This window comes from Enterococcus sp. HMSC072F02 (assembly GCF_001837725.1).
GTDB classification, from domain to species: domain Bacteria; phylum Bacillota; class Bacilli; order Lactobacillales; family Enterococcaceae; genus Enterococcus_B; species Enterococcus_B lactis.
Map to the genome: position 1 here is coordinate 22,196 of NZ_KV833896.1, position 15,300 is coordinate 37,495.

Genomic DNA, 15,300 nt, shown 5'->3' on the forward strand with positions numbered 1-15,300 from the left:
TGACCTCCTATTCTACTTCAAATAACTGATTGTCTTCTTTTTTATCTGCTCGTTCTTCATCTAATAATTCATTAGAAACTGAAGGAGAGATTTCAGTATCCTCTTTTTTATCTAAGATACTGCCATCTTCTTCCAACGTAAATTGTACGTGATTTTCGATCCATTTTCTTCGAGGTTCTACTTTGTCACCCATTAGTGTGGTTACTCGACGCTCAGCTTGCGCAGCATCGTCGATACGGACGCGAATCAACGTACGGGAAGTTGGATCCATCGTTGTTTCCCACAATTGTTCCGCATTCATCTCTCCAAGTCCTTTATATCGCTGTAGCATATATCCTTTGCCGACTTTTTTAATCATTGCTGCCAATTCGTCATCTGTCCACGCATATTCAATGACTTGCTTCTTCCCTTGTCCTTTGGATACTTTATATAAAGGCGGTAACGCGATATATACTTTCCCAGCTTCAATCAGCGGTTTCATATAACGATAAAAGAAAGTAAGCAGTAATACTTGAATATGGGCGCCGTCTGTATCCGCATCGGTCATGATGATTACTTTGTCGTAATTACAGTCTTCGATAGAAAATTCAGGGCCGACTCCTGCACCAATCGTATAGATCATCGTATTGATTTCTTCATTTTTCAAGATATCTTGCATTTTTGCTTTTTCGGTATTGATGACTTTTCCTCGTAAAGGTAGAATTGCTTGGAACTTTCTGTCTCTTCCTTGTTTAGCAGATCCGCCGGCAGAATCCCCTTCGACTAAATACAATTCATTTTTCTTAGGATTTCGGGATTGTGCGGGTGTCAATTTTCCTGAAAGAAGAGATTCGCCTTTTTTACGCTTCTTTCCATTTCGGCTTTCTTCTCTGGCTTTACGTGCTGCTTCTCTCGCTTCTCTCGCTTTGATTGCTTTACGGACCAACATCTGGCTCATTTCGCTATTTTCCTGCAAATAAAAGCCCATTTGTTCACTGATGACGTTATCTACTACGGTTCGAGCAACTGGCGTACCAAGTTTTTCTTTCGTTTGACCTTCAAATTGCAGAAGATTTTCAGGTACACGGATAGAGAGAACAGCAGCTAATCCTTCTCTGAAATCACTACCTTCCAGATTCTTGTCCCGTTCTTTCAGCAAGCCGACTTTTCTCGCATATTCGTTATAAGATTTCGTCATTGCCGCTTTCATTCCAGCTTCATGGGTTCCACCATCTTTTGTTCGAACATTATTGACAAAAGATAAGACATTTTCTGAATACCCGTCATTGTATTGATAAGCGACCTCTACTTCGATACCTTCTTTTTCTCCTGAAAAATAAACGACCGGTGTCAATGTATCTTTTTCTTCATTCAGGTAATCAACAAATTCTTTGATTCCTTCTTCATAATGGAAAACTTCCTTGACTGGTTCTTCTCCCCGAAGATCAGAAAGTGAGATTTTAACGCCTTTTAGAAGAAAGGCAGATTCTCTTAACCGTTCGGCTAAAATTTCATATGAAAATTTTGTTGTACTGAATATTGTATCGTCTGGTAAAAAATGGACAATCGTCCCATTTGCTTTTTTTGTTTTTCCTATCTTTTTCAACGTACCGTCAGGTTTACCGCCGTTTTTAAATTTCTGCTGATACTCTACGCCATCTCTAACGATTGTTACAGTCAGCCATTTCGATAAGGCATTTACCACACTGGCTCCTACACCGTGAAGCCCACCAGAAGTTTTGTATCCTCCTTGACCAAACTTTCCGCCAGCATGCAGCACAGTAAAAATCACTTCAACTGTTGGGATACCGGAAGCATGCATCCCTACAGGCATCCCACGTCCGCTATCTGCAACAGTTATACTATTGTCTTCATGGATGGTCACATCAATCTCACTGCCATATCCTGATAATGCTTCATCAACTGCATTATCGACGATTTCATAGACTAAATGATGCAAGCCTCGGCTGTCAGTGGATCCAATGTACATCCCTGGTCTTTTTCTAACTGCCTCTAATCCTTCCAATACTTGGATGGACGAGTCATTATATTCGTTGTTTACTTTTTTTGCCAAGGCAAACGCTCCTTCAATAATACTTTGCGGCAAAACCGCACCACGATTATCATACTAGAAAAGGTCGTGAAAAAAAAGAGGTTAGATGAGAAATCAATTTTAATTATCTCCTAACCGCTTTTTCGACATTCCTCTCTATCGATCATCTCTTCTTTGTGGTCATTTTTATTTTTGGTTTTCTTTCAACTTACCAAGTTCAATCTTGATACAGCGATCCATTACGACGTCTGTGCGTCCTGCTTTTCTTAGCATCTCATCTGCTTCTTCGTTTTCGATCCCTAGTTGTGCCCAAAACACTTTAGCATCGGTTTTCAAAAAATCAGCTGCTACTTCAGGTAAAAATTCGCTCCGTCTAAATACATCTACGATATCGATTGAATCATCGATTTCTGTTAAATTTGCATAGACTTTCTCTCCTAGAATTTCTTCACCAGCCAATAATGGATTTACTGGTATGATTTTATATCCATTGTCTTGCAATACCTGTGCAACCATGTAACTTGTTCGCTCTGGTTTATTGCTCAAGCCTACGATGGCAATATTTTTTGCTTCTTTCAAATAGTTAAAAATCGTTTCTTGTGTTGGATTTTTTATAGACATTTCTGTCACCCCTTGCTTTTCTTTTTATTTCATCTATTATACTTCTATCTTTCATTTTTTCAATTGTTCCTGTTACCTATTCATGCTAAAATAAAGGATAGTTTTCAACTTGAGAGAGGGTAAAAAATGAAATTGATCTTATTACTTATTTTAGCATATCTTTTAGGTTCTATTCCTTCCGGCGTCTGGATTGGCAAATTGTTTTTCAAAAAAGATATCCGGCAACATGGGAGCGGTAATACTGGAACCACCAATACATTTCGGGTATTAGGCAAAACCGCCGGGATTGTTGTCCTTCTTATGGATATTTTAAAGGGTACATTGGCTACTTGTCTGCCGATGATTTTTCACCTTTCTGGGATTAACCCTCTTTGGTTTGGGGTATGTGCGATTCTTGGTCATACATTTCCGATATTTGCTGGGTTTAAAGGAGGAAAAGCTGTTGCGACAAGTGCAGGAATGCTTTTAGGATTTAATCCTGTATTTTTTGTTTATTCCTGTATCATTTTTATCGTTAGTCTATTTTGTACAAGTATGGTGAGTTTGAGCAGTATGATCAGTGCAGCGTTGATCACTTTCTCCACGATCGTCCTTCCTTATGTAGCTCCTGTGATTTTGGCTAAGCCCAATTGGTTGCTGACGATCATTGCCTTTTTAGTCTCTTCCTTTATCTTCTATCGTCATAAAGACAATATCAAGCGTATCAGATACCATACGGAAAGTCGAATCCCATTTGGTTTGAACAGCAGCAAGAAAAAATCCTGACATTTTTTCAGTCCAAAGAGATAAAACAGGAGTGTGACATGGATTTGTCACACTCCCTTTTTTCGAACAAACGGTATTCCAGAAGCTGACCACTTCTGTCACAACCTCTTATTACTTGATGTAGAATAGCTTTTTACACCCTCTTACTTCACTGTGATCGAATATTTTGTCTTGAAGATTTCATGGGCACCTAGTTGATTGATTCCTACTTTTTCCATCAAGTTTCCACTGCTATTCACCGTGTCAGCAATTCCACACCATGGTTCGATACACACGAAAGGGGCTTCTTTTGGATAAGGAGACCAGATTCCTACATAAGGCATATCTTTATAGCTTAAAGTTATGCTATGGTAAGATTTTTCACTCCGAATGGCGTACGCATTTAGTCCTCTTGTTTCAAAAACCAATGCATCTTGATCAAAAAGTTCACGATTCAAAGCCAGATTCGTATTTGTCTGTCCTAACGTCTTTTGTTCCATATCAATGAATGGGCCTTTTAAAGGTAGGCGTAATCTTGATTTCAATGGAGAAAATGCTAGATAAAAGTCTTCGAATGACAATCCTTCTTCAAGAGGTACATTGAAAGCAGGATGTCCACCGATAGAAAAGAACATTTCTTCTTCACCTGTATTTGCTACTTGGTAATGGACCGTGATACCGTCTCCTCCTAATTCATAACTAATCACTAATTCAAAATCAAAAGGATATTTTTCTAATGTCTCCGGTGTACTCCGCAAGATGAAACTAGCCATTTCTTGTCCATGTTCAATGACTTCAAAATCCATATCTCGGGCAAATCCATGTTGTCCCATTTGATATGTTTTCCCTTGGTAAACATACTGGTCATCTTTTAAACGTCCAACAAAAGGGAATAAAACTGGTGCATGTCTGCCCCAATACGCTGGATCACCTTGCCAGATATACTCTAAACCGTGTTCTTTTGATTTTAAACTGATCAATTCCGCACCGTGTTCAGCGATTTCAGCGATCAGCTGGTCATTTTGAATAATAACAGTCATTGCCATTCCTCCAACTTCGACTTACTTTTTAAAATGGGAAGGCTGGAGCAAACATCTGTATCCGCCCTAGTCCCTTGTTTCTAATAACTATGTTTTGCTAATTCTTCTTTAAAACGGGAATTCAATACTTTTAAATAAGTTCCCTTCATGCCTAACGAGCGAGATTCAATGATTCCAGCTGATTCCAATTTTCGTAAAGCATTGACGATCACAGAACGAGTGATTCCGATGCTATCGGCGATATTAGAAGCAGTCAAACGTCCTTCATCTCCATCCAACGCTTCAAAAATGGCTTGTACAGCCTTTAACTCGCTGTAAGACAATGTGTTGATTGCCATTTGAACAGCCGTCGCACTCCGTACATCAGCTTCGATACTTCGAGACTTCTGATAAAGGATCTGCATACCGACAACCGTAGCTCCATATTCTGCTAAGACGAGATCGTCATCTGCAAACGATTGTTCAATGCGAGACAAAATGATCGTCCCCAGACGTTCGCCAGCTCCAAAGATTGGAACGACAGTCGTCAAACCAAATGGGTATTTTTCTCTTGACTCTACCGGAAACGCAGTGATATCACTTGTAATCGGGATATTAGCTTCAGTTTTCATCAGCTGTGCCACTGTATCAGTGTAAGATTCAGGAAATTGTTTCTCAACAAACATTGTTTTGATTCGTTCATTATTCACATCGTGGCGTTCATTGTAACCTAGTAATACTCCGTCACTTCCTATGATATAGGTGTTGCTGTCAAGAATACCACCTAATGTGACAGCCATTTTATCGTAAGGCAAATCTGCTTGCATGTCAAAAGTATTCTTTTGCTGCAAAAGTGTGTTTATCTTGCGAGTTTTCGTTAGCAAGTCTGTCATTGTCGTCCTCCGATTTTATAAAATATAGCGACTTAAATCTTCATTTGCCGCAATTGAGCCAAGTTTGTCATCAACGTATGCTTCTGTGATCGTTATTTCACCCATTTGCATATCTGGTGCTTCAAATAATAGGTCTTCTAATAATTTTTCCAAAATAGTGTGCAGTCTACGTGCACCGATATTATCTGTGTCACGATTGACATCGAAAGCAATTTGAGCGATCCGTTCAATTGCTTCTTTTGTAAATGTAACTGACACATTTTCTGTACCAATCAATGCTACATATTGTTTTATCAAAGCATTATTCGGTTCAGTCAGAATTTTCACAAAATCTTCAGCTGTCAAATCATCTAATTCTACCCGTATTGGGAAGCGTCCTTGAAGTTCTGGAATTAGATCACTTGGTTTAGACAAATGGAAAGCTCCTGAAGCAATGAATAGGACGTGATCTGTTTGAATGATCCCGTATTTTGTGTTTACTTGTGAACCTTCGACAATTGGCAATATGTCTCTTTGGACGCCTTCTCTGGATACTTCTCCAGATTGCTGTGATTTAGAAGTAATCTTATCGATTTCATCGATAAAGATAATCCCACTTTCTTCCGCTAATTTGATTGCCTCACTATGGATATCAGCATCCTTGACTAGTTTTGCTGATTCTTCTTTGATTAATAACTCTAAAGCTTCTTTGACTGTTACCGTCCGTTCCACTTTTTTCTTCGGTGTTAGAGCACCTAACGTTTCATTTAGGTCGATCCCCATTTGCTCCAATCCATTGTTCATCATTGGTGCAGGTTTCTTTTGATCTTCGACTTCAATGGTTACTTCACGATTGTCCAGTAATCCCTTTTGTAGTTGTTCCAAAATTGTACGGCGGTTGATCCGAATATCTTCTGTCACTTCTTCTTGTGGTTCAGCATTGTTTTGCTGACTAGCATTAAAAAGATTCATCATTTGTTCAAATTGATTAGTGGATTGTTTCTGTTCTTTTTTTATACCAGGCACTAAGATTTTTACCAAACGTTTTTCAGCATTTTTTTTAGCACTTGTGTATACACGGCTGTATTGCTCTTTTTCTACGATTTGGATCGCATTTTCCACTAAATCCCGGACCATTGATTCTACATCTCTTCCAACATAACCGACTTCAGTAAATTTTGTTGCTTCGACTTTGACAAATGGTGCATTGACGATTTTGGCCAAGCGTCGTGCGATTTCTGTTTTACCGACCCCTGTAGGTCCGATCATCAGCATATTTTTTGGTGTAATATCTTGTTGCATTTTTTCATCTAACTGCAAACGGCGGTAGCGGTTACGCAAAGCGACGGCAACAGATTTTTTTGCTGCATGCTGTCCTACGATATACTCGTCTAATTCACTTACGATTTGTCTTGGTGTTTGTTTCAATTCATACATATTTACTCACCTCTTACAGTTCTTCTACGATAATATTATGATTAGTAAAGATACAGATGTCTGCGGCAATATTTAACGCATTTTCTGCAATTTCTTTCGCACTCATGTCATTTTGAGCATAATTTTTCATTGCTCGGGCTGCGGCCAATGCAAAATTCCCGCCTGATCCGATAGCTAAGATGCCATCATCTGGCGTAATCACTTCTCCTGTACCTGAAACAAGCAGCATTTCTTTCTCATTCATTACGATCAGCATCGCTTCAAGTTTTTGCATAGATTGCTGTGTCCGCCATTCTTGAGCTAATTCAACAGCCGCACGTTGCAGATTTCCATTGTATTCGTTCAATTTACCTTCAAATTTTTCTTCTAAAGTAAACGCATCTGCGACACTTCCGGCGAAACCTACAACAACCTCTCCATTGTAGATACGTCGTACTTTCTTTGCTGTACCTTTCATGACAACAGATTCACCCATTGTTACTTGGCCATCTCCAGCCATGGCAAATTTTCCGTCTTTTTCGACAGCACAGATTGTGGTTGAATGAAATGGTGATTCGACCATGTTTGTTTCCTCCTAAATTTGTTCTTTTCCTTATTTTACGCTCTTGGATGGAATGAACGATAGTTTTTTTGTAAACTTTCTTTTGTTACATGGGCATAGATCTGGGTAGTTGATAAATTGGCATGTCCTAACAATTCTTGGACTGTCCGCAAATCTGCCCCATTATTTAATAAATGAGTGGCGAATGTATGGCGCAGCATGTGGGGATGGATATCGCTATCCAAGCTGCTTTTTTTGATGATCTGATTCAAGACATATTCAATACCAGTAGGCGTGATTGGTTTTCCATGATGATTCACAAAAACAATATCATGCTCTTCGTGGTATTTTGTCATCAATACCTGACGGCCTTCTGTGAAATATTCTTGTAGAGCATCTTGGGCAAAAGAACCTAGCGGCGCGTATCTCTCCTTGTTTCCTTTACCATGAATCAACATGACCTCTGAATCAAAATCAATGTCTGATACCAACAGATTACTACACTCGCTTAAACGGATACCAGATCCGTAAAGGACTTCCAGCAAAGCGCGGTTCCTCAAATCTAGAGGACTGTCTCCTGCTACGCTGTCAAAAAGTGCTTGCATTTCATTTTCATAAAAAAAGCGTGGCAATCTCAAATTTTTCTTTTTGAGATGAACGTAAGAAAATGGATTTTCTTTTATCACTTCTTCTTTGAGAAGGTACTGATAAAACGAACGTAGGCTAGCTATCTTGCGACTGATAGAGTTTCTGCTATAGCTGGGGCGATGATCAGCTAATGCACTCAAATAGACACGAACCGTAAAGTATTCCGCCTTCAGCAGATCAGCGTCTCCAGATTCCTCCAAGAAATGTTTAAAATGGAGAATATCTTCTTCATATGCTTCTTTCGTTTTTTCTGAATATCCTCTTTCGACAATCAAATAACGCAAAAATTTTTGTTCCCACGTGGCTTCCGTCATTTTCTCACCTTCCTTTTGTCCCAGAGAATAATTTAGCACAGCGTCTACAAAAAGACAAATAAATTGTCAGAATTTAACCAATATTTCTAAGTTTGTTCACAATTAATGCAATTCCTCACATTTTGTTTGAGAAATCCTTAAGGAAAACGCAAGAAAAAGAGCGAGACTATCCGTCTCACCCTCTTCATCGAGTTTGCTCACTCATTTGGGACTGCTGTTTTTCTAATTCTTTTTTTATTGTCTCATTCGCTTTTAAAGCACGTTGGGCAATTGCTTCATATCTTGCTTTTTTGTCTCGAATGCGTTCCGGCAATTCAGGAAATAGACCGTAGTTGGCATTCATTGGTTGGAAATGTTTTCCTTCCGCATGAGTAATGTAATAAGCCATGCTTCCAATAGCTGTTTCTTGTGGAAACTCGACTGGTTCCATTTCTTTTGCTAAGCGTGCCGCATTGATTCCAGCAAGTAATCCGCTTGCTGCACTTTCAACATAGCCTTCTACACCAGTCATTTGACCTGCAAAGAACAAATCTTCGCGTTTCGTTGATTGATACGTCGGTTTCAGTAATTCTGGCGAATTCATAAAGCTATTTCGGTGCATAACACCATAGCGAACGAATTCAGCATTTTCCAATCCAGGAATCATCCGGAAAACACGTTTTTGCTCGCCCCATTTCAAGTGAGTTTGGAAGCCCACGATGTTGTATAAAGAAGCTGCAGCATTGTCTTGACGTAGCTGGATAACAGCATAAGGACGTTTGCCAGTTTTAGGATCTTCCAGCCCAACTGGTTTCATAGGACCAAAAAGCATTGTTTTGAAACCACGCTGTGCCATTACTTCGATTGGCATACATCCTTCAAAATATTTTTCTTTTTCAAAAGATTTAAGTTCTGCCACTTCGGCATTGATTAGTGCCTCATGGAAAGCTTTGAATTCCTCTTCTGTCATCGGACAGTTCAAGTAAGCTGCTTCTCCTTTGTCATAGCGGGACTTCAAATATACTTTATCCATATCGATCGTAGCTTTGTCTACGATCGGTGCAGCTGCATCGTAGAAATAAAAACCATCTGAACCATTGAATGCTTTGATACTTTCTGCCAATGGATGAGAAGTCAACGGTCCTGTTGCTACTACGGTGATTCCTTCTGGTATTTCAGTAATTTCTTCGTTTATCACTGTTACTAATGGATGCTCTTTGACTTTTCGGGTAATCGTTTCAGAAAAAGAATCTCGGTCAACAGCTAAAGCACCACCAGCTGGCACTGCTGTTTCATCTGCCGAAGTGATTACTACTGAATTCAATCGTCGCATTTCTTCTTTCAATAATCCTACTGCGTTAGCCAAACTATTTCCTCTTAGTGAATTGGAACATACTAGTTCAGCAAAATTACTTGTGTGATGCGCCTCAGTCGATTTGACTGGACGCATTTCATATAAACGGACAGGTACTCCTGCTTGTGCGATCTGCCAAGCAGCTTCACTTCCGGCAAGTCCTGCTCCAACAACATTTACCATTTTCAATGAAAGAACCTCTTTTCTATTATTTTTGGATGTCTTCTTCGTAGTCTCCATTTACACAGACTACTTGTTTGCCACCTTTGACTTTCTTCTCAACCAGATATCCATCACATTTTGGACAATTTCTGCCCACTGGTTTATCCCAAGAAGTGAATTCACATTCTGGAAAACGAGAACAACCGTAGAACAGTCTGTTTTTCTTAGATTTTCGTTCGATAACTTGCCCTTCATGACATACTGGACAAGTCACACCGATTTCTTTTACGATTGGTTTGGTATTCCGACAATCAGGAAAATTGCTACAAGCATAAAACTTCCCGTATTTCCCTAATTTTATCACCATCGGATGTCCACAGACATCACAATCGAATCCTGCTGGTTCATCTTTGATTTGGATTTTTTCGATTTTTTCTTCCGCATTCGTCAGTTCTTTTTCAAACGGTTTATAGAAACGATCGACTACTTTGACCCACGCTTCCGTGCCTTCTTCGATTTTATCCAAATCTCCTTCCATTTCTGCTGTGAAATGGACATCGACGATTTGAGGGAAAAATTCACAGATCAGCGAATTGACAATCTCTCCTAATTCTGTCGGCTCAAATCTTTTTTGTGTCAATTTTACATAGTAGCGTCTTTGGATCGTATCAAGTGTTGGTGCATAAGTGGAAGGTCGCCCTACCCCGTTTTCTTCTAGTGCACGAATCAACGTAGCCTCACTGAAACGTGCAGGTGGTTGAGTAAAATGCTGTTTTGGTTCAATATCAACAGATTGGACGACATCGCCTTCTTCAAGTTCTGGAAGAATATTTTCTTTCTCTTCTTTGCCGTCGTCTCTACCTTCCACATACACTTGCATGAATCCTTTGAATTTGATTTTTGAACCGTTCGCAATGAAGATCACACCATTTTGTTCTAATGTTACTTTCATTGTATCTAAAATAGCCGGCGTCATCTGACTAGCCACAAAACGTGACCAGATCAATGTATAAAGTTTCAATTGATCTTTATCTAAATATTGTTTGAGTTCTTCTGGTGTACGAAGCACACTCGTTGGACGCACAGCTTCATGGGCATCTTGTGCGCCTTGAGCATTTTTGATCTTTCGGTGATCATGTCTAGAAAATTCTTTTCCATACGTATCTTCAATAAATGCTGCGGCCTCTGCTTTTGCTGTATCGGCAATCCGGGTAGAATCAGTACGCATGTATGTAATCAAGCCGACTGTTCCTTGTTTACCCAAAGTGATTCCTTCATATAATTGTTGTGCTACCATCATGGTTTTTCTTGTTCGAAAGTTTAATTTACGGGCAGCTTCCTGTTGCAGGCTACTTGTAGTGAAAGGATTCGCAGGGTTTCTTTTGCGCTCTTTCTTTTCTACTTTTTTTACTTCGAAGTCTGTTCCATCAATTCTAGCAGTGACTTCTTTTACACTTTGTGCATCTGGTAACTTCTTTTTCTTACCGTCGATTCCCCAGAAATTTGCTTTGAATTTCTTGCGAGCTTTTTTAAAATTACCGTCGATGCTCCAATATTCTTCTGGAATAAATTCTCGAATCTCTTTTTCACGGTCAATAATAATTTTTAAAGCGACAGATTGGACACGTCCTGCACTTAACCCTTTCTTGACTTTGCGCCAAAGAATAGGGCTGATCGAATAACCAACGATTCTGTCTAAGGTACGACGAGCTTGCTGTGCATCTACTAAATCTACATCGATCGTTCTTGGTTCCTTAAAAGCTGCTTTGACTGCATCTTTTGTGATTTCATTGAAGACCACCCGATTTTTTTCTTTCAGATCCAACCCAAGTAGGTACGCTAAATGCCAAGCAATTGCTTCTCCTTCTCTATCCGGGTCACTTGCCAAGTAAACTTTTTGAGCTTTTTTTGCTGCGGCTTTCAGGCTTTTGATGACATCGCCTTTTCCGCGTATAGAAATATAATGGGGTTCATAATTGTTTTCAAAATCGATACCCATTTTACTTTTCGGTAAATCTCTTATATGACCAACACTGGCCATTACTTTATAGTTTCGTCCAAGATATTTCTCAATCGTCTTGGCTTTTGCAGGTGATTCTACAATCACTAAATATTTATACGCCATTACTGAATGGACTCCTTTCCATTGTCGTGTTCCTACTATTAAAAGAGGATTCATACAAATCGTAGCTAATCATATCCATTCAGAAAACGTTTGTCAAGAAAAGCAAATGAAAAGTATGGTGTTATTCTTTAAATTCTGCCAAGATATCTTCACCCGAAACCGTGCAAACTGCACCGTCTTGGATCAAATGATGACATCCGGCAGAATGTTCTGTTAAAATATTTCCTGGAACAGAAAAAACTGTTCTTCCAAGATCCAATGCTTGCTGGGCTGTTATCAGAGAGCCGCTTTTTTTCTTGGCTTCAAAGACACATGTTCCGTTAGACAAAGCTGCGATAATACGATTTCTCATTGGAAAACGATGCTTTTTCGGGCCGGATTGAGGAGGATATTCACTCAAAAGAAGATGATCATTTGCAATCACCTCTTGCAGGTCACGATTTTCAGCAGGATAGACTTGCTCTATCCCTGTTCCAATGACCGCGATTGTCCGTCCACCATGAGAGATTGCTGCTTGGTGACTGTAGGTATCTATCCCTTTCGCGCAGCCACTGACGATTACATATCCAGTTTCTACCACTGGTTTTAGTAAATAATACACTGTTTTTTTGGCTAAAGCAGAAGTACGTCTTCCACCAACAACGCTTAACATATTACAAGAAAGTAAAGATAGGCCACCACTGTAAAACAGGACAATTGGCGGATAGGTCAAGTGAAGCAACTGAGGGGGATAGTTGGGATCAAAGCAAGTAATAAACGACTGTTTCAATTGGATTTTGCCCCAATTATTGTGAATTTCTTTCCAACTTGTACGGAACAGCTCCCGATGTGCGGTGATTTTTCCTATCTTAACGATGTCTTCAAATCCGATTTCTTTGTAAGGATACTGCATCATCCAGTTAGCAAGTGCCCATTTCCCTTGGCTACTAATTCCTTTTGCATAAGCAAGTTTCAATAAATTCTCTTCTATTTGATACATCATAAAACCGCCTTTCGTCTCTCTTTCTAATAAGATACGTAAAAGCGGCTGTTTTTTATTGTAAATATTTTTTTACAGGTGCAAAACTTTTGCGATGGATTGGCGTAATCCCTTGTCTTTCAAGTCCTTCTAAATGTTCCTTTGTTCCATAGCCTGCATTATGCGAGAAACCATACCCAGGATAAAGCACGTCATATTCTTTCATCAATTGGTCTCGATATACTTTAGCAATGATACTTGCAGCCGCAATCGACACAGATCGTGCATCCCCTTTGATTATTTTTTCCTGCTGTATAGACAAATCCAAGGTCATCGCATCGATCAACAAATAGCTTGGTGCAATAGACAAGTTTTCTACTGCTTGGATCATCGCCAATTTACTTGCTTCATAAATATTCACTTCATCGATTGTCTGCTGATCAATGATTCCGATCCCGATGGCCAAAGCTTTTTCTTGAATTTGTTGAGAAAGAAGTTCTCGTTTTTTCTCTGATAACTGTTTTGAATCATTCAGCCCTAATATGATCTCATTTTTCGGCAAGATAACTGCAGCTGCCACGACAGGTCCAGCTAACGGTCCTCTTCCTACTTCATCAATGCCGGCAATCCATTGGTGACCTTGTGCGTACCCTTGTTTTTCAAAGCAAAACATTTCTTCATATTTTTCCTTGATCAATGCCTCTTTTTTCAATCGTCGTTCAAAAGAAACTAGCGCTTGCTGTACGCCTTTGCGTGGATCATTCCTCAATGATTCTAGTGTAGGATCATCTATTCTCTGTATGCTTTTCAATCGTTCTTTGATACTTTGGATGGATTCAGTCATCGCTTTTTTGCTCCATTTCTTCGCAACGATCCAATGTGTATCGACCAAGTTTTCCTTGACGGATATCATGCACGACTAATTCGCTGCCGCGATCATAGTCTTCTTTATACCCACGTTTTGCTGTGATATCCATCAGCAATTCCGGTGCCAATTTTTCTTCTTGCTCGATTGGCAAACCATAACGATCGCTGATTCTTCCTGAATAATATCGGGCAAAAAAGTCCAATCCGTAAATCGCCAAATCATCTAAATGGACAAGTTGGTCTTTGATGGCGCCTGTCAGCGCTAGTTTTTTGCCGATTTCTTCATCTTCAAATTTGGGCCATAAAATCCCTGGTGTGTCTAACAATTCCAACTCGTTACCCAAACGAAGCCACTGCTGACCTTTTGTTACACCTGGTTTATTTCCTGTCTGAGCAATTTTTTTGCCTACTAGTCGATTCATCAACGTAGACTTTCCAACATTCGGAATACCCAATACCATTGCCCGAATAGCGCGAGGCTTGATCCCACGAGCAGCGTCTCTTGCTCGTTTTTCTTTCAACGCTTCTTTAGCTGCAGGTACTAGCCCTTTGATTCCTTTACTTTCTTGTGCCGTGATAGCTAACGCAAGGTGGCCTTGCTTACGAAAATATTCTTGCCACAGCTTTGTCTGTTGTGGATCTGCCAGATCCGCTTTATTCAACAAAACAAGCCGAGGCTTTTGCTGAATGATCTGATCTAACATTGGATTACGAGAAGATAAAGGTAAACGTGCATCTACCAATTCAAATACGATGTCCACATATTTCATTTTTTCAGAAACTTCTCGTCGGGCTTTTGCCATGTGTCCTGGAAACCATTGGATGGTCATTGTTCTCTCCATTCCTTTCATATCGGAATATTCTCCGACTTTACTTGTTTTTTATTTTTCAATATATATTCACTTTTTTCTATTATAAAAAATCCTATCTATTAGTTAAGTGAAAGTGAACCAGTCCTCATTCTATCACATCTTCTCTTTTTTGATGATGTAAATTTTTTATTTTGATTTCTGTATACGAGTCTGATTTTTTGACAGCGCTTCCTAAATAAGGGATGATAGACGAACAATGCAGAAAGGAGACGAAACAAATGAATAGTATGGTTTTTGTTAATTTTCCTGTTGCCGATGTCAATCGTTCCGTTGCTTTTTATGAAAAGCTTGGGTTTAAAAAAAACGAAGAATTCTCTACTGAAGAAGCTAGTTCAATGGTGTGGGATGACACTTTTTGGGTGATGCTCCTCTCTCATGATTTTTATAAAAAATTTATAAAAGATAAAGAAATAGCCGATAATAAAAAAACAAGTGGCGCTTTGATTTCGTTTAGTATGGACAACGCGGATAAAGTAAAAAAATTCGCTCAAATTGCAAAAGAAAATGGTGGTGCTTTCCACGAAGTCGATATGGGAATACCTGAAGAAGAAATGTTTTCATTAGAAGTCCAAGATTTGGATGGAAACACATTAGAACCCGTATGGATGAAGATGTAAGCAGATAACGAAACTGACGTTTTTATAACAAAAAAATAGGGATGGATGATACGATAAGTATTATCCACCTCTATTTTTTTCGATCGTACAATTGCCTTTTTTACAGTTTCTTAATTGTCAAATTAAGTTAGACAGATC

Annotated in this window: 13 protein-coding genes and 1 pseudogene; 2 read left to right on the forward strand and 12 right to left on the reverse strand. The window is 39.3% G+C overall.

Translation table 11 applies throughout. The features are described from left to right. Window positions 1-7: 7 nt before the first annotated feature. Together parE and HMPREF2731_RS01845 are read right to left on the reverse strand one after the other, a co-directional pair. Window positions 8-2,053: a DNA topoisomerase IV subunit B gene (parE, locus tag HMPREF2731_RS01840; RefSeq protein WP_002335004.1), complete on the reverse strand. Its 2,046-nt coding sequence runs from the start codon at window positions 2,051-2,053 to the stop codon at window positions 8-10. Window positions 2,054-2,218: 165 nt separating this feature from the next. After that, window positions 2,219-2,653: a CoA-binding protein gene (locus HMPREF2731_RS01845; RefSeq protein ID WP_002309549.1), complete on the reverse strand. Its 435-nt coding sequence runs from the start codon at window positions 2,651-2,653 to the stop codon at window positions 2,219-2,221. Between the two features lie 126 nt (window positions 2,654-2,779). Here HMPREF2731_RS01845 and plsY point away from each other — a divergent pair, with 126 nt between their 5' ends. Next, on the forward strand, window positions 2,780-3,418 hold the full coding sequence (gene plsY, locus HMPREF2731_RS01850) for a glycerol-3-phosphate 1-O-acyltransferase PlsY (protein ID WP_070872203.1): 639 nt from the start codon (window positions 2,780-2,782) through the stop codon (window positions 3,416-3,418). Between the two features lie 143 nt (window positions 3,419-3,561). On the opposite strand, the gene HMPREF2731_RS01855 is transcribed toward plsY, so the two are convergent. The 10 genes and pseudogenes from HMPREF2731_RS01855 to ylqF all read right to left on the reverse strand — a co-directional run bounded on the left by HMPREF2731_RS01855 (window position 3,562) and on the right by ylqF (window position 14,503). Then, entirely contained in the window at window positions 3,562-4,437 is an 876-nt protein-coding gene (locus tag HMPREF2731_RS01855) for an aldose 1-epimerase family protein (protein WP_002309552.1), read from the reverse strand. An 80-nt stretch (window positions 4,438-4,517) separates the two neighbouring features. Beyond that, entirely contained in the window at window positions 4,518-5,309 is a 792-nt protein-coding gene (gene codY, locus HMPREF2731_RS01860; protein ID WP_002313867.1) for a GTP-sensing pleiotropic transcriptional regulator CodY, read from the reverse strand. Between the two features lie 15 nt (window positions 5,310-5,324). Then, entirely contained in the window at window positions 5,325-6,725 is a 1,401-nt protein-coding gene (gene hslU, locus HMPREF2731_RS01865; protein WP_002313868.1) for an ATP-dependent protease ATPase subunit HslU, read from the reverse strand. A 13-nt stretch (window positions 6,726-6,738) separates the two neighbouring features. Then, window positions 6,739-7,287, reverse strand: a complete 549-nt coding sequence (gene hslV, locus HMPREF2731_RS01870) for an HslVU peptidase proteolytic subunit (RefSeq protein ID WP_002290221.1) — start codon at window positions 7,285-7,287, stop codon at window positions 6,739-6,741. 35 nt (window positions 7,288-7,322) lie between these two features. Further along, window positions 7,323-8,228, reverse strand: coding sequence for a tyrosine recombinase XerC (gene xerC, locus HMPREF2731_RS01875; RefSeq protein ID WP_002313869.1), 906 nt, complete (start codon window positions 8,226-8,228; stop codon window positions 7,323-7,325). Between the two features lie 197 nt (window positions 8,229-8,425). Beyond that, window positions 8,426-9,801: pseudogene (trmFO, locus tag HMPREF2731_RS01880) on the reverse strand (FADH(2)-oxidizing methylenetetrahydrofolate--tRNA-(uracil(54)-C(5))-methyltransferase TrmFO). Then, window positions 9,770-11,848, reverse strand: a complete 2,079-nt coding sequence (topA, locus tag HMPREF2731_RS01885) for a type I DNA topoisomerase (protein ID WP_002313870.1) — start codon at window positions 11,846-11,848, stop codon at window positions 9,770-9,772. The pseudogene trmFO and the gene topA overlap by 32 nt, the downstream one beginning before the upstream one ends. A 121-nt stretch (window positions 11,849-11,969) precedes the next feature. Further along, window positions 11,970-12,827, reverse strand: a complete 858-nt coding sequence (gene dprA / locus HMPREF2731_RS01890) for a DNA-processing protein DprA (protein ID WP_070872205.1) — start codon at window positions 12,825-12,827, stop codon at window positions 11,970-11,972. A 55-nt stretch (window positions 12,828-12,882) separates the two neighbouring features. Next, window positions 12,883-13,650 carry a ribonuclease HII gene (locus tag HMPREF2731_RS01895; protein ID WP_002309565.1) on the reverse strand — a complete coding sequence of 256 codons (768 nt, stop codon included), beginning with the start codon at window positions 13,648-13,650 and terminating at the stop codon, window positions 12,883-12,885. Further along, complete coding sequence (gene ylqF / locus HMPREF2731_RS01900; protein ID WP_002309567.1) at window positions 13,643-14,503, reverse strand: ribosome biogenesis GTPase YlqF; 861 nt, start codon at window positions 14,501-14,503, stop codon at window positions 13,643-13,645. The genes HMPREF2731_RS01895 and ylqF overlap by 8 nt, the downstream gene beginning before the upstream one ends. Before the next feature lie 260 nt (window positions 14,504-14,763). Between ylqF and HMPREF2731_RS01905 the strand changes: the two genes are divergently transcribed. Next, window positions 14,764-15,162, forward strand: coding sequence for a VOC family protein (locus tag HMPREF2731_RS01905; RefSeq protein ID WP_002309568.1), 399 nt, complete (start codon window positions 14,764-14,766; stop codon window positions 15,160-15,162). Window positions 15,163-15,300 lie beyond the last annotated feature (138 nt).